This is a genomic window from Limnohabitans sp. YIMB22184 (assembly GCF_048020265.1).
GTDB lineage: Bacteria > Pseudomonadota > Gammaproteobacteria > Burkholderiales > Burkholderiaceae_C > Limnohabitans_A.
Genome location: NZ_CP171843.1, coordinates 1,169,356 through 1,185,714, shown reverse-complemented (window position 1 = coordinate 1,185,714; position 16,359 = coordinate 1,169,356). Strand labels below are relative to the sequence as shown.

16 protein-coding genes are annotated in these 16,359 nt (G+C 61.2%); 11 read left to right on the top strand and 5 right to left on the bottom strand.

All coding sequences use genetic code 11. The features are described 5' to 3' along the window. The first annotated feature begins 107 nt into the window (after window positions 1-107). The 7 genes from ACHEXL_RS05630 to hemP all read left to right on the top strand — a co-directional run bounded on the left by ACHEXL_RS05630 (window position 108) and on the right by hemP (window position 6,200). Complete coding sequence (locus tag ACHEXL_RS05630; protein ID WP_416561033.1) at window positions 108-1,151, top strand: extracellular solute-binding protein; 1,044 nt, start codon at window positions 108-110, stop codon at window positions 1,149-1,151. A 142-nt stretch (window positions 1,152-1,293) separates the two neighbouring features. Further along, entirely contained in the window at window positions 1,294-3,525 is a 2,232-nt protein-coding gene (locus tag ACHEXL_RS05625; RefSeq protein WP_416561032.1) for a TonB-dependent receptor, read from the top strand. Between the two features lie 11 nt (window positions 3,526-3,536). Next, window positions 3,537-4,223 carry a Fe2+-dependent dioxygenase gene (locus ACHEXL_RS05620; RefSeq protein ID WP_416561031.1) on the top strand — a complete coding sequence of 229 codons (687 nt, stop codon included), beginning with the start codon at window positions 3,537-3,539 and terminating at the stop codon, window positions 4,221-4,223. Then, window positions 4,220-4,855 (top strand): energy transducer TonB, encoded by a 636-nt coding sequence (locus ACHEXL_RS05615; RefSeq protein ID WP_416561030.1) that lies wholly within the window; start codon window positions 4,220-4,222, stop codon window positions 4,853-4,855. Before ACHEXL_RS05620 ends, ACHEXL_RS05615 begins: the two co-directional genes overlap by 4 nt. A gap of 22 nt (window positions 4,856-4,877) precedes the next feature. Continuing rightward, entirely contained in the window at window positions 4,878-5,573 is a 696-nt protein-coding gene (locus tag ACHEXL_RS05610; RefSeq protein ID WP_416561029.1) for a MotA/TolQ/ExbB proton channel family protein, read from the top strand. Continuing rightward, the gene (locus ACHEXL_RS05605) at window positions 5,563-5,976 is read left to right on the top strand and encodes an ExbD/TolR family protein (RefSeq protein ID WP_416561028.1); all 414 of its coding nucleotides are present in this window, start codon (window positions 5,563-5,565) and stop codon (window positions 5,974-5,976) included. Before ACHEXL_RS05610 ends, ACHEXL_RS05605 begins: the two co-directional genes overlap by 11 nt. Further along, the gene (gene hemP / locus ACHEXL_RS05600; protein ID WP_416561027.1) at window positions 5,973-6,200 is read left to right on the top strand and encodes a hemin uptake protein HemP; all 228 of its coding nucleotides are present in this window, start codon (window positions 5,973-5,975) and stop codon (window positions 6,198-6,200) included. Before ACHEXL_RS05605 ends, hemP begins: the two co-directional genes overlap by 4 nt. Window positions 6,201-6,244: 44 nt before the next feature. Here the strand turns inward: hemP and ahpF are convergent, their stop codons facing one another. The 3 genes from ahpF to ACHEXL_RS05585 all read right to left on the bottom strand — a co-directional run bounded on the left by ahpF (window position 6,245) and on the right by ACHEXL_RS05585 (window position 9,140). Further along, entirely contained in the window at window positions 6,245-7,834 is a 1,590-nt protein-coding gene (gene ahpF / locus ACHEXL_RS05595) for an alkyl hydroperoxide reductase subunit F (RefSeq protein ID WP_416561026.1), read from the bottom strand. A 193-nt stretch (window positions 7,835-8,027) separates the two neighbouring features. Beyond that, a complete protein-coding gene (gene ahpC, locus ACHEXL_RS05590) occupies window positions 8,028-8,591 on the bottom strand; it encodes an alkyl hydroperoxide reductase subunit C (RefSeq protein WP_416561025.1) in 564 nt (187 codons plus the stop codon). Between the two features lie 126 nt (window positions 8,592-8,717). Further along, window positions 8,718-9,140 carry a DUF423 domain-containing protein gene (locus ACHEXL_RS05585; protein WP_416561024.1) on the bottom strand — a complete coding sequence of 141 codons (423 nt, stop codon included), beginning with the start codon at window positions 9,138-9,140 and terminating at the stop codon, window positions 8,718-8,720. Window positions 9,141-9,276: 136 nt separating this feature from the next. On the opposite strand from ACHEXL_RS05585, the gene ACHEXL_RS05580 reads away from it, so the two are divergent. Continuing rightward, on the top strand, window positions 9,277-9,405 hold the full coding sequence (locus ACHEXL_RS05580; RefSeq protein WP_416561023.1) for a DUF3149 domain-containing protein: 129 nt from the start codon (window positions 9,277-9,279) through the stop codon (window positions 9,403-9,405). Between the two features lie 29 nt (window positions 9,406-9,434). On the opposite strand, the gene cfa is transcribed toward ACHEXL_RS05580, so the two are convergent. Beyond that, window positions 9,435-10,610, bottom strand: coding sequence for a cyclopropane fatty acyl phospholipid synthase (cfa, locus tag ACHEXL_RS05575; RefSeq protein WP_416561022.1), 1,176 nt, complete (start codon window positions 10,608-10,610; stop codon window positions 9,435-9,437). 215 nt (window positions 10,611-10,825) lie between these two features. Here cfa and ACHEXL_RS05570 point away from each other — a divergent pair, with 215 nt between their 5' ends. Next, the gene (locus ACHEXL_RS05570; protein WP_416561021.1) at window positions 10,826-11,584 is read left to right on the top strand and encodes a 3-hydroxyacyl-CoA dehydrogenase; all 759 of its coding nucleotides are present in this window, start codon (window positions 10,826-10,828) and stop codon (window positions 11,582-11,584) included. Between the two features lie 123 nt (window positions 11,585-11,707). Next, window positions 11,708-13,537 (top strand): gamma-glutamyltransferase family protein, encoded by a 1,830-nt coding sequence (locus ACHEXL_RS05565; RefSeq protein WP_416561020.1) that lies wholly within the window; start codon window positions 11,708-11,710, stop codon window positions 13,535-13,537. Window positions 13,538-13,624: 87 nt separating this feature from the next. On the opposite strand, the gene acs is transcribed toward ACHEXL_RS05565, so the two are convergent. Continuing rightward, the gene (acs, locus tag ACHEXL_RS05560) at window positions 13,625-15,586 is read right to left on the bottom strand and encodes an acetate--CoA ligase (RefSeq protein WP_416561019.1); all 1,962 of its coding nucleotides are present in this window, start codon (window positions 15,584-15,586) and stop codon (window positions 13,625-13,627) included. A 172-nt stretch (window positions 15,587-15,758) separates the two neighbouring features. On the opposite strand from acs, the gene ACHEXL_RS05555 reads away from it, so the two are divergent. Continuing rightward, window positions 15,759-16,358: a TIGR00645 family protein gene (locus ACHEXL_RS05555; RefSeq protein WP_416561018.1), complete on the top strand. Its 600-nt coding sequence runs from the start codon at window positions 15,759-15,761 to the stop codon at window positions 16,356-16,358. The last annotated feature ends 1 nt before the right edge of the window (window position 16,359 follow it).

Genomic DNA, 16,359 nt, shown 5'->3' with positions numbered 1-16,359 from the left:
CTGGCCAAAGCCCTTCAATGAATGCATGTTTTCCTCAAATCTTATTGATAATGATTCGCATTTGGATTAAACTCTGGCCATCAACACACACCGAGCGCGACACCACCATGACATTTTCCAAATCCCTTTTGAGCATCGCTTGCCTGATGAGCGCCGCATCGGCCATGGCCCAAGACAAAGTGCTCAACATCTATTCAGCCCGCCACTACCCGACCGATGAAGTCATGTACAGCGACTTCACCAAAGCCACCGGCATCAAAATCAACCGGGTTGATGCGGACGATGCCGGTATTCTCGCTCGCCTCAAGGCAGAAGGCGCCGCCTCGCCTGCCGATGTGATCTTGTTGGTGGACGCCTCGCGCCTGTGGCGCGCTGAAGTCGACGGCTTGTTCCAACCCGTCAAATCCAAACTGCTGGAAGACGCCATCCCCGCCCACTTGCGTGCCAAGCCTGCCGACAACGGTGGCACCGCCTGGTTTGGTCTGTCCACACGGGCGCGCGTGATCGTGTACGACAAAGTCAAATTCAGCAAAACCGATGTGGACAGCTACGAAAAACTGGCCGACGCCAAGCTCAAAGGCAGCCTGTGCATCCGCAGCGGCTCGCACCCCTACAACCTGAGCCTGTTCGGCGCCATGACCGAGCACCTGGGTCCGCAAAAAGCCGAAGTCTGGCTCAAAGGGCTGGTGGACAACATGGCGCGCAGCCCCAAGGGCGGTGACACCGACCAGATCAAAGGGGTGGCGTCTGGCGAATGCGGCGTGGCCGTGACCAACACCTATTACCTCGCCCGCCTGATGCGCTCGACCAATCCGGCCGACAAGGCCGTGACCGAAAAGATCGGCGTGGTCTTTCCAAACCAAAACAGCTGGGGCACGCACGTCAACGTGGCCGGTGGCGCGGTGGCCAAAAACGCCAAAAACGCTGACAACGCCATCAAGTTCCTGGAATACCTGGCCAGCCCCTCAGCCCAGAACCACTTTGCCAACGGCAACAACGAATGGCCCGTGGCCAAAGGCGTGAGTTTTGACAATCCGGCCCTCAAGGCCATGACCGGCGGCAGCTTCAAGAGTGAACTGATTCCGATCAGCGCCGTCGGCATGAACCAGATCAAGGTCCAGCAAATGCTCGACCGCGTCGGCTTCAAGTAAAGCCCGCCTGCGGCAGGCGCCAGTGCCTGCCGCCCTCCTTTCGTCTCCTCAGCAAGCCATTCGCCCTGCCTCGCGGCATGGGGTGATAGCCAGCCTTTGTCTTCGTTTTGCTGTGAAAGCAACTTTTCAAGGCTATCGCCCCATGAACGCACCCACCACCCCCAACAAATTGTTGCCCCTGGCCGCCATGATGCTGGCCGGCTCACTCGGCACCACTGCGCAGGTCCTCGCGCAGGAAGCACCTGAAAAAACCCTCAAGACCGTGACCGTTCGAGACACGCAGGAATCGGCCACTGCCGCCAAAGACAAGCTGCTGGTGACAAGAACCGGCATTGCCAAAGGCAATCAGGCACTCAAGGACATCCCGCAGACCGTGACGGTGATGACCGAAAAACTCATGGACGAGCGCAATCTGGACGATTTCAGGGAAGTTCTCAAGACCACTGCAGGCGTCACTTTCATGGCGGGCGAGACCGGAGAAGAAGATGTGCGCATGCGCGGTTTCTCGCTCGGCCAGGCTGGAGACATCTACGTCGATGGCCTGCGCGATGCCCCCCTGATCGAGCGCGACACCTTCAACCTCGACCGGGTTGAAGTGCTCAAGGGCTCGGCCTCCATGCTGTTTGGCAAAGGCTCCACCGGTGGCGTGGTCAACCAGGTCAACAAACAGCCCTTCCTGATGGACCAAAACGAAATCAATGTCATGGCAGGCAGCGGCCACACGCGCCGCATCACCGGTGACTTCAACCGGCAGACGGGCGAGAGTTCGGCCGTGCGCCTGAACGTCATGGACCACCAGGCCGACAACTGGGGCGCCAAAGTGGACAAGAAAGGCGTGGCCGGCACCTACCGCTGGGGCGTTGGCGAGCGCGACGAATATGCGCTGGGCCTGTATCACCTCGAAACGAAGGGCCGCCCGCTTTACAACCACCCCTGGCTGATCAACACCGGCAGCGCCATCACCAGCGCGAGCGGCTCGATCGGTACCCTGGTGCCCACACTGCCCGCCAAAAACTACTACGGGCTGGTCAGCGACCACCTGCGCACCGAGAGCAGCTACGGCACCTTCAGCCACAAGCGCCGCTTCGACCAGGACAGCGAACTCAAGACCACTGTTCGCCACGGCCATTACGAGCGCGACCTGCTGGCCAGCGCCATCCGATTCACCAACATCACCACCTTGTCCACGCTCGGCAACAGCACCGCGCTGACCCGCTCGCCCAAAGCCCGCCGCGCCGAAAGCGATCTGACACAAATCCAGAGCGACTACACCACCAGCTTTGAAGCCCTTGGCCACAGGCACAGCCTGATCGCCGGCGTGGACTACAGCGATGAAAAAGCCCTGCGTAACAACAGCGCTGCTGCAGGTCTGCCCAGCTACACATTGCTGGGCACCACGGTCGGCATCCCCAACAATGGCCAATCGATCACTGACACCCGCGCGGTGGCTCTGAACCACTTCAGGGCTCGAAACATTGGCCTTTATGCCCAGGACACCCTGAGCCTCACAAGCGCGATCAAAGTCATCGTCGGGCTGCGCATGGACCGGTTTTCGGCGCAATACACCGACACCAGCGGCAACCGCAACGAGCGCAATGACACACTTTGGAGCCCACGGATCGGTGCCATCTGGCAGCCCGCAAACGACGCAACTTACTACGTCTCTTATGGCACCTCTTACAACACCTCGGGAGACACCTACCAGTTCGCCCTGGGCAGCTTTGCGGCAGGCAGCCACAATGCACGCACCGCCAACACCTCACCTGAGAAAAGCCGGAACATCGAGATCGGCAGCAAGTTCGAACTGTTCGAAAAGAAAACGCTGCTCGGCATCGCCTTCTTCCACTCCCAAAAATTCAACGAGCGCAACACCGACCCCGACAGCGCAGCCAGCCAGATGTTGCTGTCCGGCCAGCGCCACGCCAGCGGTATGGAGTTCAACTTCGCAGGTCGCATCACACCTGCGTGGGAAGTGTTCTTCAACCACACCTGGATTCCAAGGGCCCGCATCGACGTGAGCAACCAGACCCTGAGCGCCAACGGCACCGGTGCCCAGGTGCAAGGCGACCGCTCCGCCCTCACGCCCAAACACAGTGCCAGCCTTTGGACCACCTGGCGTCTGCATCCGCAGTGGCGCATGGGCGCTGGCCTGAACCACCGCAGCGAACAAAACCCCGAGGGCGCGCGCCATGTCACGGCACCGGCCTTCACCACCGTAGACGCCATGGCCGAATACACCCTGAGCGACGCCACCCTGCTCAAGCTCAACATCACCAACTTGGGCAACCAACTCTACGCCGACAGCCTGTACCGCGGCTTTTACATGCCGGGTGCGTCACGCCGCGTGGAACTGAGCCTGAAAACCCTGTTCTGAGGACAACACGGATGCTGCTGCAACTGAAACAATTGCTGACGCCCGACGAGGTCGCGCAGGCCCGCCAGCTGCTGGGCCGCGACGCCCCCTGGCTCGATGGCCGCGTCAGTGCGGGCAGCCAGGCCCGCACCCGCAAATCCAACCAGCAACTCGCCCAGGACAGCGCGGTGTCACGCCAGTTGCAGGCGCTCGTGCGCCAGGCCCTGCAACGCGAACCGCTGTTCCTGTCGGCCGCCCTGCCCCGGCGCATCTACAACCCGCTGTTCAACCGCTACGGCGGCGAGACCAATGCCTTCGGTCCGCATGTGGATGGCGCCGTGATGCACTCGGCCAGCACTGGCGAATGGGTGCGCAGCGACATCTCCTGCACCCTGTTCCTGAGCGAGCCGCAAGACTACGACGGCGGCGAGCTGTGCGTGCAGGACAGCTGGGGCAGCCGGGGCATCAAGCTGGCCGCAGGCGACGCGGTGCTCTACCCCGGCACCAGCGTGCACGAAGTCACGCCGGTCACCCGCGGCGTGCGACTGGCCTCGTTCTTCTGGATTGAAAGCATGGTGCGCAGCGACGAGCAACGCCGCCTGCTGTTCGACCTGGACATGAACCTGCTCAAACTGCGCGCCCAGCTGGGCGAAACCACCGAGACCATTGCGCTGACCGGCGTCTACCACAACCTCCTGCGCGAATGGGCCAGCACATGAAACCTGTCCTGCGCACCAGTGGCGCCGTTTTGCTGGCCCATGCCGGCGTGGTCTGGCTGGTCGTCCACCCGCTGGCCAGCCCCAGCTTGCCGGGCGCCAGCGACCCGGTCATTTTGGCCAGCGTGGTGGCTGAAATTCCCGTGGCCGTTGCACAGCCCGTGCAGACGACACCGACCCGGCCAGCGCAAGCGCTTGCACAGCGCCCTGCCGTGCAGCAGACCGTGACGCCGGAACCCCAAACCGCACCCAGAGAGTTCGCCCCCGCCACCAGCGCCGCCCCCACGCCCACCGCCGCTGCGGCCCCTTTGACCACTGGCAGCGCACGCCCGGCCTCGCCCGCTGCACAGGCCGTGGTTCTGCCATCCAGCGATGCCGACTACCTGAACAACCCGCCACCGGCCTATCCCCGCATGAGCCGCCGCATGGGCGAACAGGGCACGGTGCTTGTGCGCGTTTTCATCAACGCCGAAGGCCGCGCCGAAAAAGCCGACATCCGAACCTCCAGCGGCTACCCGCGGCTGGATGACGCCGCGCTAGAGACCGTGCAGCGCTGGCGCTATGTGCCCGGCCAACGCGCCGGCCAGGCAGAAGCCATGTGGTTCAACGTCCCTATCCGCTTTGTTCTCGACTGACCCCATTTCAAGGAGTAATTTCATGCCCACCTCTTTCGGCCTGTCCCACATCTGGACGCAGGGTGACGCCGTCACCCGCCTGATATTGATCGCCCTGCTGACCATGTCGGTCATCAGCTGGGTGGTCATCGTGCTCAAGGCGCTGGACGTCTGGCGCCACAAGCAAAGCGCCCTGGGCAGCGAGCAGTTCTGGCACACCACCAGCCTGGCCGAGGGCCTGTCGGTGCTCAGCCAGCGGCCCGGCAACCTGTTTCACAACCTGGCACAGGTCGGCCAAGAAGCCACCGAGCACCACCAGGCCGCGCAAAAGCAGCTGCACGACCGGCTGGACATCAGCGACTGGGTCACGCGCAGCCTGCGCAATGCAATCGATGACAGCACCAGCCGTCTGCAAAACGGGCTGGCCATACTCGCTTCAGTCGGCTCGACTGCGCCCTTCGTCGGCCTGTTCGGCACCGTCTGGGGCATCTACCACGCGCTGGTCGGCATTGGCGCCAGCGGCAACGCCAGCATCGACGCCGTGGCCGGCCCGGTTGGCGAGACCCTGATCATGACCGCACTCGGTCTGGCCGTGGCCATTCCTGCGGTGCTGGGTTACAACGCCCTGGTGCGTGGCAACAAGTTCATCATCGCCCGCATGAACCGCTTTGCGCACGACCTGCATGCCTACTTTGTGACCGGGGCCCGTGTGAACCATGGAGGTCAGCATGGCCTTTGAAGCCCTTGAAGACAGTGACGAGGTCATGAGCGAGATCAACATGACCCCCTTGGTGGACGTCATGCTGGTGCTGCTCATCATCTTCATCATCACCGTGCCCGTCATCCAGCACGCGGTCAAAGTGGAACTGCCGCGTGCCAGCAGCAGCCGCGACCAGACGCCACCTGAGAACCTGCAACTCGCGGTGGACGCCCAGGGCCAGTTCTTCCTGGGCAAGCAGGCCGTGGCGGCCGATGCGCTGGAACAGCGCCTGCGCGAGCAGGCCGCCCGCGAGCCGCAACCTCAGCTCTACATCCGAGGCGACAAACAGGTACCCTACGAGCGTGTGGCCCAGGCCATGACGGCAGCCCAACGCGCCGGCCTGAGCCGGATCGGGTTTGTCACTGAGGGCCAGCGGCCATGAACGCTACGCCCTCTGTGTCCATCACCCCACTCTGCAAAGAGATGGATGCGCCAACCCTGCCGCCTGCGGCTGCCCGCCAAGGGCTCAAGGTGAAGTCCACCAACCCGCGAACCCTGGACAGCCGCGAAGTTCTGGGCGACCAGAACCTGGTACTCATCCAGCATCTGGGGGCCACTTACCGACTGCAAAGCACACGGCAAGGCAAGTTGATTCTGACAAAATGAAAAACCCGGCCAGGGGGCCGGGTTGATCAGGATGACCGCCGCACTCAAACGGCTTCGACGGCAGCCTCGGCTTGCGCCATAGCAGGCAAGCGGATCAAGTGGTCAAAGGCACTCAGCGCAGCTTTCGAACCCTCGCCTGCGGCGATCACGATTTGCTTGTAAGGCACGGTGGTGCAGTCACCCGCCGCGAACACGCCCGGCACATTGGTGTGGCCTTTGGCGTCCACCACAATCTCGCCGAACTTTGACAACTCGATCGTGCCCTTCAAAAACTCGGTATTGGGTACCAATCCGATTTGCACGAACACGCCAGCCAATTCGATATGGTGCTCGGTGCCGGTGGCACGGTCTTTGTATCGGATGCCATTGACCTTGCTGCCGTCGCCGGTGATCTCCGTCGTCTGCGCGTTGGTGTGCACCGTCACATTGGGCAAGCTGTGCAGCTTGTTCACCAACACCGCATCGGCTTTCAACTGCTCGGCAAACTCGAGCACCGTGACGTGTTCAACGATGCCGGCGAGGTCAATCGCGGCTTCGATGCCGGAGTTGCCGCCGCCGATCACCGCCGTGCGCTTGCCCTTGAACAGCGGGCCGTCGCAATGCGGGCAGTAAGCCACGCCTTTGTTTTTGTACTCGGCTTCGCCGGGCACGTTCACGTTGCGCCACCGAGCACCGGTCGACAAAATCACCGTTTTGGCCTTGAGCGTCGCGCCGTTTTGCATCTGAATGTGCACCAAACCATCTGACCCTGCGGGGATCAATTTGTCGGCACGCTGCAGGTTCATGATGTCCACGCCGTAATGGCGTACTTGAGCTTCCAGAGCAGCCGCGAACTTGGGGCCATCGGTCTCCAGCACCGAGATGTAGTTCTCAATCGCCATGGTGTCGTTGGTCTGACCGCCAAAGCGCTCAGCTGCCACCCCCACGCGGATGCCTTTGCGAGCTGCGTACACGGCTGCAGCCGCACCTGCAGGGCCACCGCCGACGATCAGGACTTCAAACGGGTCTTTGGAATCCAGCTTCGCGGCATCACGGGTGGCCGCACCTGTGTCGAGTTTGGCCACGATTTCCTCCACACCCATGCGTCCAGAACCGAAAACCTGACCGTTCAAAAAGACCATGGGCACCGCCATGATCTGGCGCTCCTCCACCTCATTTTGGAAAGCGCCGCCTTCAATCACCACCGTTTTGACTTTGGGGTTAAAGATGGCCATGAGTGACAGCGCTTGCACCACGTCCGGGCAGTTGTGGCAAGACAGGGACATGTAGACCTCAAAATTCGAGTCCACATCTAACCCTTTGATGGCATCAATCACCTCAGGCTCGACCTTGGGAGGATGACCGCCGGTCCACAGCAAAGCCAAAACCAGAGAAGTAAATTCGTGGCCGAGAGGCAGACCCGCAAAGCGCACGCCTTGGGCTTCACCCTCGCGAACCACCTCAAAAGACGGCTTGCGTGCGTTGTTGCCCGTGGTGTCCAGCGTGACCTTGTCAGACAAGCCCACGATGGTCTCGAGAAGCTCTTTCATCTCGGTGCCGGTTTCGCTGTCGTCCAAAGAGGCAATCAGACGAATCGGCTGGCGCAGCAAGGCCAAGTACTGTTGCAATTGGGCTTTGAGGGTGTCGTCGAGCATGGTGTTCTCCTGTTTCGGGCTGCAAAAAACTCAAGTCCTCGCTTGTGGCGGGACCCAAATAAAGGTGTTTGGGGGGAATCATTGAGGGCAGCACACGCAGGGTGGGCAACCTGTTTGCGCTGCGCTCAACGGCCTGCCAAGCAGGCGTTGACTCAAAAGCTGCCCTGAAAGATCAGGACATGGCATTCAAGATTTAGATCTTGCCGACCAGGTCGATGGAGGGAGCCAAAGTCTTGGCGCCTTCTTTCCACTTGGCTGGGCACACTTGGCCAGGGTTGGCGGCGGTGTACTGAGCAGCAGTCAACTTGCGCAGGGTTTCCGACACGTCACGGGCGATTTCGTTGGAGTGAACTTCCATGGTCTTGATGATGCCGTCTGGGTTGATCACGAAAGTGCCGCGCAAAGCCAGGCCGTCTTCTTCGATGTGCACGCCAAAAGCGCGGGTCAGCTTGTGTGTAGGGTCGCCGACCAATGGGAACTTGGCTTTGCCCACAGCAGGCGAAGTCTCGTGCCACACTTTGTGCGAGAAGTGCGTGTCGGTGGTGATGATGTACACCTCAGCGCCGGCCTTTTGGAAAGCTGCGTAATTGTCAGCCGCGTCTTCGATTTCTGTAGGGCAGTTGAAGGTGAATGCAGCGGGCATGAAGATGAACACATTCCACTTGCCTTTCAGGCTGGCTTCGGTCACTTCGATGAACTTGCCGTTGTGGAAGGCTTGGTTTTTGAACGGCTGAACTTGCGTGTTGATCAGGGACATGGTGTTTCCTTGGGTTGGTTTAAAAAAACTATCGAATGAGAAAACTCATTGGTAGCAATCATAATGCAGCCTAGGGTTTTCACTCATGAATAGTTTCTATGGTGCCGATAGGCAAAACCTTCGGCATCAATCCGGATCGGCCTTCCCGCCACGCCCGCTGACAAAACCCACCGCCAGACTGAGCCACGCCAAAATCCACGCCGCCCCGCCCCAGGGCACAGCCGCGCGCAACGCGTCAAAACCCAGCACATGCCGCGCATACAGGTTGAAGCTGAACAACAGCACGCCCAACAGCATCAACCAACCCGCTGCCAAGCGCCAGCGGGACACGCCGCACACCCCGATGGCCAAGCCCGTGATCAGCAAGCCTACCGAATGGAATTGCTGCTGGCTCAAGGCAGTTTGAACTCCCGTCGGCACGCCAGCGGCAAAGACCGGCAAATGCGCAAACGCGGCGCTGAATACCACACTGGTGCAGGCGCTGAGTGCCCCCAACACCAGAAAAATCCGGGCGGAAACAGACAGGGGAAGCTTCTGGAAGGCGGTCATATGGGGATGGGCACAGGGCTTTAAAAAGTACAAAGCACATTGAAGCACGGCACATGCCCGCACCTTGACTTTCATCAGCGCTTTTTTGGGGTTTTTACGGCACAGTGAAACATCAAAACCAACAAAAGGAAACCCCATGAAAATGTTGATCGACCTGTTTTCCACCGACTACGGCCTCATGAGCCTGGCCGTGATCTTGTTCGTGTTGTTGATGGCAGCCTTCTTTGTGCGCATGTTTGTGCAAAAGATGAACAAGCACGAGTAAGGCCCACACTCATTGCGCAGGGCACACCTTCACATCAGCGGCCTGCGGTAGCCCCCGGTCTTGCCGCCCGGTGACAGCACCACTTGCCACAGCTGGTTGTCGCGGGCTCGGAAGGTGCCTGCGCAGCACAGCAGGTAGTAACGCCACATGCGGTAAAAGCGTTCGCCGTAGCGTGCTTTCAATCCGGGCCAGGCCGCTTCAAAACGTGCATGCCAGGCCATCAAGGTCTTGTCATAGTCCTCGCCAAAGTTGTGCCAATCCTCCATGACGAATTGGTCCTCGCTGTAATAGGCGATCTCGGAGGCAGAGGGCAGCACCCCATTGGGAAAGATGTATTTTTCGATCCAAGGGTCAATGCCCGCGCCAGCCCGATTTTTACCAATGGTGTGCAGCAAGAAAAGGCCATCGTCGCGCAGACAGCGCCGGACCATGTCGAAATAAACGGGGTAGTTTTTGTGGCCCACATGCTCGAACATGCCCACAGAAGCGATGCGGTCAAAGCGCTGTTCGCCATGGGGGTTGAATTGCCGGTAATCGGCCAACTCGAAACGCACAGGCAAATCCTGCGCTTTTTCAGCCCCTAGGCGGGCTTGCTCTTTCGAGACAGTGAGCCCCACGCACTTGACGCGGTAATGGCGGGCCGCAAACAGCATCAGGCTGCCCCAACCGCAACCAATGTCCAGCAGCGTCATGCCCGGTTGGAGCTGCAGCTTTTGGCAAATGAGGTCGAGCTTGGCCTCTTGCGCCTGCGCCAGGTTTTGGGCCACCGGCCAGTAGCCGCAGCTGTAGGCCATGGACGGGTCCAGCATGGCTTCGTACAAATCGTTGCCCAGGTCGTAATGCCCCTCACCCACCTGCCAGGCCCGGTGGGGTGATTGCAGATTGGTCAGCCGCGCCTTCAACGATGCCCACAACCAACCGGCCCGACCCACTTGCTCGTCCAGACGAGCCCGCAAAATCCGGGTGATCAGCTCATCCACTTGGTCGCAATCCCACCAGCCGTCGGTGTAGCTCTCGCCCAAGCCCAGACTGCCGCGGGTCAGGATGCGGTCGAACGTGGCGTGGTGGTGCACCCGCATGTCCCAAGGCCGGCTGCCTCCAACTTGAATATCGGCCGTGGCCAGCAACTCGGTCGCGCGACGCCAGTTGTCGTCGGTCTGCAAGATCGATGTTTCGCTCTTGTCCCATGTGAGGTCTGAAGCCATACCGTTCTCCTGTTCAAGTGCAAGCCGGACCGCTGGCCCGTGACCCAAGCCATGCTAGGAAACCAGGGGACCTTTGTACATCCAACAAAGCCAGTAGTCGAGTACCGTGTTCGCATTACGACCGTCCTGATTTCCGCCTTCCAGGCGCCACTGAGCGCAAGCCAACTGTGCATAATTGACGTTGACGTAACGTCAATCACATTCAGGAGCAAAACATGGACATTCAAGGCAAAGTTTTCATCGTCACCGGCGGGGCATCGGGCCTGGGCGAGGGCACGGCCCGCATGCTGGCGGCCAACGGCGGCAAAGTGGTGATCGCTGACATGCAGACCGAAAAAGGCGAGGCTGTCGCCAAAGAACTCGGCGGCGCATTTGTCAAATGCGACGTGAGCAACGAGGCCGACGGTCAGGCCGTGGTAGCCAAAGCGGTGTCCATAGGCAAGCTGATGGGCCTGATCAACTGCGCAGGCATCGCCCCCGCAGAAAAGACCGTGGGCAAAAACGGCGCGCACAGCCTGGCCGTTTACACCAAGACCATCATGGTCAACCTGGTCGGCACCTTCAACATGATCCGTCTGGCGTCAGAGGCCATGTGCAAGAACGAGCCCGAGGCCACTGGCGAGCGTGGCGTGCTGATCAGCACCGCCAGCGTGGCCGCCTATGACGGCCAGATTGGCCAAGCCGCTTATGCCGCATCCAAAGGCGGCGTGGTCGGCATGACCCTGCCCATTGCCCGCGACCTGGCCCGCAACGGCATCCGCAACATGACCATTGCCCCCGGCATTTTCGGCACCCCCATGCTGTTTGGTATGCCGCAAGAAGTGCAAGACGCGCTGGCCGCAGGCGTGCCCTTCCCCAGCCGCTTGGGCACGCCCCAGGACTACGCCAAATTGGCCAAGCACATCATCGAAAACGACATGCTCAACGGCGAAGTCATCCGTTTGGATGGCGCCATCCGCCTGGCACCGAAGTGAGCTGAGGTCTCAGCAGCTGCACAACAGGCCCTGCGGGGCCTGTTTTCTTGGGGCCAACGGAGTCGCTGACGCACTGGGCCAAACCTGCGCTTGCCGCTACCATGGCCAATCCAGGGAGAAACCATGAACTGCCAATTTGCTTTGAGCCTGATCGCGCTGGCGCTCTTGAGCGCTTGCGCCACACCGCCCACGGGTTTGACCACGACACAAGCACCCGCCAACGCATGGCGCTACAGCGTGCCCGAACAACCCGAAGCCGCCAGCGGCAACAGCGCCAAACCCGGCTGGGCCTATGCGCGGCAGGCCGTGGCCGCCGCCAACCCCTTGGCCACCGATGCGGGGCACCAGGTGCTGCGCGCAGGCGGCTCGGCCCTGGACGCGGCCATCGCGGTGCAAATGGTGCTGGGCTTGGTGGAGCCGCAGTCGAGCGGCATTGGCGGCGGGGCTTTCTTGCTGCACTTTGATGGCCGCCAAGTCACGGCGTACGACGGGCGCGAAACCGCCCCCTCCGGCGCCCGCAGCGACATGTTCATGGACCAGGGCAAGCCCATCTCCTTTGACGATGCGGTGCAAAGCGGCCATTCGGTGGGTGTGCCCGGCGCGGTGCGCATGCTCGAAGCGGCACACCAGCAACACGGTCGCCTGCCCTGGGCGCAGTTGTTGGCGCCCGCCATCGCGCTGGCCGAGCAAGGCTTTCGAGTCAGCCCGCGTCTGCACGCCTTGCTGCAAGCCGATCCACACCTGAAAAAAGACCCGCTGGCCCTGCGCTTTTTCTACCAAGCCGATGGCCAGGCCTGGCCCGTGGGCCATGTGCTGCGCAACCCCGAATACGCACATGTGCTGCGCCGCATCGCCGAAGCAGGCAGCCGCGCCCTGCACGAAGGTCCAGTGGCCCAGGCCATCGTGGCACGCACAGCCCAAGCACCTCGCCCCGGCACCCTGAGCCTGCAGGACTTGAAGAGCTATCAACCCCGCGAACGTGAAGCCCTGTGTTTTGACCACACGGTCATATCGCGGGCTTACCGCATCTGCGGCTTTCCGCCACCATCTTCGGGCCAGATCGCCATCGGCCAGATTTTGGGCATGCTGGGCCACACCCAAGCACAAGGCCCGGAGTTGGCTGGTGGCCTGCCCTCGCCCGACTTTTTGCACCGTTACACCCAAGCCTCACGCCTGGCCTTTGCAGACCGGGCGCAGTACGTGGCCGACCCGGATTTTGTGAGCGCCCCCGCAGGCGACTGGCGCAGCCTGCTGGCCCCCGGCTACCTGCGTGAACGCAGCCAGCTGATCGGCACCCAGGCCATGAAAACCGCCCCCGCAGGCCAGCCCGGTGGCCAAACCACCAGCTTCGCGCCCATGCCCACGCAAACCGAATACGGCACCAGCCACATCAGCGTGGTCGATGCGCAAGGCCGGGCGGTGGCCATGACCACCACCATCGAAGCGGCTTTTGGTGCACGCCGAATGGTCACAACCGACCCCACTCGCCCCGGTGGCTTTTTGCTCAACAACGAATTGACCGATTTCAGCCTGGCCCCTGCCGATGCACAAGGCCGCCCGATTGCCAACCGGGTCGAGCCCGGCAAACGCCCGCGCTCGTCCATGTCGCCCACTTTGGTGTTTGACAAGGCCTCGGGCCAGCTGCTCATAAGCGGCGGCAGCCCCGGCGGTGCACTCATCATCCACTACACCACCAAGCTGCTCACGGGCACGCTGCACTGGGGCCTGAACGCACAGCAAGCGATTGACTTGCCGAACTTTGGCTCGCTGGGCGGCCCCACTTTGCTCGAAGCCCAGCGCTTCGAGCGCAGCACCGTGGACGCCCTCCAGTTGCGTGGCCACGAGGTGCGCGAAATGGACATGACCAGCGGCCTGCAGGCGATCAAGCGCACGCCCAGCGGCTGGTTTGGCGGGGCCGATCCCCGGCGCGAAGGTGTGGTGCTGGGCGACTGAGCGACCGCTCTGGAGAAAAACAGAAAGCAAAACGGCAGCCAGAGCTGCCGTTTTGCATCGCCGCCGGATCAAGTCCGGCATGACCGATCAGTAAGCCTGACCCAGCTGCCCCAGGATGGCGGGGTTTTCCAGCGTGGAGATGTCTTGCGTGATCTCTTCGCCTTTGGCCAGCGAGCGCAGCAGGCGGCGCATGATCTTGCCCGAACGGGTCTTGGGCAAGTTCTCACCGAAGCGGATGTCCTTGGGCTTGGCGATTGGGCCGATTTCCTTGGCGATGTGGTCGCGCAACTGCTTGGCAATCGCCTTGCCCTCTTCGGTATTGGGCAACGAACGCTTGAGCACCACGAAGGCGCAAATCGCCTCACCCGTGGTGTCGTCGGGACGGCCCACCACCGCGGCTTCGGCGACAAGCTCAGTGCAGCTGACCAAGGCCGATTCGATTTCCATCGTGCCCATGCGGTGGCCAGAGACGTTCAGCACATCGTCGATGCGGCCGGTGATGGTGAAGTAGCCGGTTTTCTCGTCACGGATCGCGCCGTCGCCCGCCAGGTAGTACTTGCCCTTGAAGTCTTCAGGGTAGTAGCTCTTCTTGAAACGCTCAGGGTCGCCCCAGATCGTGCGGATCATCGAAGGCCATGGCTTTTTCACGACCAAAATGCCGCCTTGGCCGTTGGGCATGTCTTTGCCGGTCTCGTCCACGATGGCCGCCTGGATGCCGGGGAAAGGCAGTGTGCAAGAGCCGGGCACCATGGGCGTCACGCCAGGCAACGGGGTGATCATGTGGCCACCAGTTTCGGTTTGCCAGAAGGTGTCCACGATCGGGCACTTGCTGCCGCCCACGTGCTGGTAATACCACTCCCAAGCGGCGGGGTTGATCGGTTCACCGACCGAGCCCAGCAAGCGCAGGCTGCTCAAGTTGTAGCTCTTGGGGTGCACAGCGTCGTTGGACTCGGCGGCCTTGATGAGCGAGCGGATGGCGGTGGGCGCGGTGTAGAAGATCGAGACCTTGTGGTCCTGGATCATCTTCCAGAAGCGGCCTGCGTCTGGATACGTGGGCACGCCTTCGAACACGATCTCGGTGCCGCCCAAGGCCAAGGGGCCGTAGGTGATGTAGGTGTGGCCGGTGACCCAGCCGATGTCGGCGGTGCACCAGAACACGTCGTCGGCCTTCAAGTCGAAGGTCCACTTGGTGGTCAATGCCGCGTGCAGCAGGTAGCCGCCTGTGCTGTGCTGCACACCTTTGGGTTTGCCGGTGGAGCCGGAGGTGTAGAGCAGGAACAGGGGATGCTCGGCACCGACCCACTCGGGCTCGCAGGTGGTGGCTTGCCTGTCGGCCAAGTCGGCCATCCACAGGTCGCGGCCAGCGGTCATGGCGATGTCGGCGCCCGAGCGCTTGACGACCAAAACATTTTGGATGGAGCCGCAGCCGCCCAGGTTGATGGCTTCGTCGACGATGGACTTGAGGGGCAGCAACTTGCCGCCGCGCACCTGGTTGTCGGCGGTGATCACGGCCACAGCGCCGGTGTCTTCGATGCGGTCGCGCAGGGACTGGGCCGAGAAGCCACCGAACACCACCGAGTGGGTCGCGCCGATGCGGGCGCAGGCCTGCATGGCGGCCACGCCTTCGATGGACATGGAGATGTAGATGACGACGCGGTCACCCTTTTTGATGCCCAGGCTCTTCAAGGCATTGGCGTATTGGCAGGTCTTGGCCAGCAGCTGGCTGTAGGTGACCTTGGTCACTTCACCGCCATCGGCTTCAAAGATGATGGCGGTCTTGTCGCCCAGGCCTTTTTCTACGTTGCGGTCCAGGCAGTTGTAGGAGGCGTTCAGGGTGCCGTCTTCAAACCACTTGAAGAATGGTGCGTTGGACTCATCGAGCACTTTGGTGAAAGGCGTCTTCCAAGTGATCAGCTCTTTGGCCAAACGGCCCCAGTAACCCTGGTAATCAGTTTCGGCTTCCTTGCACAGCGCTTCGTAAGCGGCCATGCCGGAAACATGGGCGTTTTTGACGAAGTCGGCGCTGGGTTGGTAGATGGTGGAACTCATTCGATTTGTCTCCTCAGTGGCATGACGTTTTTGAAACTGCTGCAAATGTCGGCTTTCGCTCTTACAAAGCACTGACTGACGGCAGGCTTGCATGGCTTGCGGCCGGAACGACCTGTCTAAGCCCTAGAATCCGGGTTTGCCCGAAGTCGCGGACTTCCCATTCAGGAAAACCATGTCCAAACCCACGCCATCGAAAAAGAGTTCCTTGAGCCCATTGAGCAATTTCATCTTCGCCAGCCGCTGGTTGCAGCTGCCTTTGTATCTCGGTCTGATCGCCGCCCAAGCGGTGTATGTGTTCCATTTCTGGGTCGAGCTGGTGCACCTGCTCGAAGCTGCGTTTGGCAGCCAGACCGCGCTGCAAGCCCTGATCAACAGCATTGGTTACAAAACCGACGCCCCGATCACCGCATTGAATGAAACCGTCATCATGTTGGTCGTTTTGGCCCTGATCGATGTGGTCATGATCTCCAATTTGCTGATCATGGTGATCGTGGGCGGCTACGAAACCTTTGTGTCGCGCCTGAACCTGGAAGGTCACCCTGACCAACCCGAATGGCTGGACCATGTGAACGCCTCGGTGCTCAAGGTCAAGCTGGGCACGGCCATCATCGGCATCAGCTCCATCCACTTGCTCAAAACCTTCATCAACGCCGCCAACTACGACGAAAAAGTGCTGATGTGGCAGACCATCATCCACATGGCTTTTCTGCTCAGCGCGATTGCCATTGCTTACGCTGACCGCCTCATGTCGCACCACGACAAGGCCCATTGAG

What these genes read in the sequence shown, in the direction of transcription:
- ACHEXL_RS05630 (WP_416561033.1), top strand. Translation starts at nt 108, where the DNA reads ATGACATTTTCCAAATCCCTTTTGAGCATCGCTTGCCTGATGAGCGCC.
- ACHEXL_RS05625 (WP_416561032.1), top strand. Translation starts at nt 1,294, where the DNA reads ATGAACGCACCCACCACCCCCAACAAATTGTTGCCCCTGGCCGCCATG.
- ACHEXL_RS05620 (WP_416561031.1), top strand. Translation starts at nt 3,537, where the DNA reads ATGCTGCTGCAACTGAAACAATTGCTGACGCCCGACGAGGTCGCGCAG.
- ACHEXL_RS05615 (WP_416561030.1), top strand. Translation starts at nt 4,220, where the DNA reads ATGAAACCTGTCCTGCGCACCAGTGGCGCCGTTTTGCTGGCCCATGCC.
- ACHEXL_RS05610 (WP_416561029.1), top strand. Translation starts at nt 4,878, where the DNA reads ATGCCCACCTCTTTCGGCCTGTCCCACATCTGGACGCAGGGTGACGCC.
- ACHEXL_RS05605 (WP_416561028.1), top strand. Translation starts at nt 5,563, where the DNA reads ATGGCCTTTGAAGCCCTTGAAGACAGTGACGAGGTCATGAGCGAGATC.
- hemP (WP_416561027.1), top strand. Translation starts at nt 5,973, where the DNA reads ATGAACGCTACGCCCTCTGTGTCCATCACCCCACTCTGCAAAGAGATG.
- ahpF (WP_416561026.1), bottom strand. Translation starts at nt 7,834, where the DNA reads ATGCTCGACGACACCCTCAAAGCCCAATTGCAACAGTACTTGGCCTTG.
- ahpC (WP_416561025.1), bottom strand. Translation starts at nt 8,591, where the DNA reads ATGTCCCTGATCAACACGCAAGTTCAGCCGTTCAAAAACCAAGCCTTC.
- ACHEXL_RS05585 (WP_416561024.1), bottom strand. Translation starts at nt 9,140, where the DNA reads ATGACCGCCTTCCAGAAGCTTCCCCTGTCTGTTTCCGCCCGGATTTTT.
- ACHEXL_RS05580 (WP_416561023.1), top strand. Translation starts at nt 9,277, where the DNA reads ATGAAAATGTTGATCGACCTGTTTTCCACCGACTACGGCCTCATGAGC.
- cfa (WP_416561022.1), bottom strand. Translation starts at nt 10,610, where the DNA reads ATGGCTTCAGACCTCACATGGGACAAGAGCGAAACATCGATCTTGCAG.
- ACHEXL_RS05570 (WP_416561021.1), top strand. Translation starts at nt 10,826, where the DNA reads ATGGACATTCAAGGCAAAGTTTTCATCGTCACCGGCGGGGCATCGGGC.
- ACHEXL_RS05565 (WP_416561020.1), top strand. Translation starts at nt 11,708, where the DNA reads ATGAACTGCCAATTTGCTTTGAGCCTGATCGCGCTGGCGCTCTTGAGC.
- acs (WP_416561019.1), bottom strand. Translation starts at nt 15,586, where the DNA reads ATGAGTTCCACCATCTACCAACCCAGCGCCGACTTCGTCAAAAACGCC.
- ACHEXL_RS05555 (WP_416561018.1), top strand. Translation starts at nt 15,759, where the DNA reads ATGTCCAAACCCACGCCATCGAAAAAGAGTTCCTTGAGCCCATTGAGC.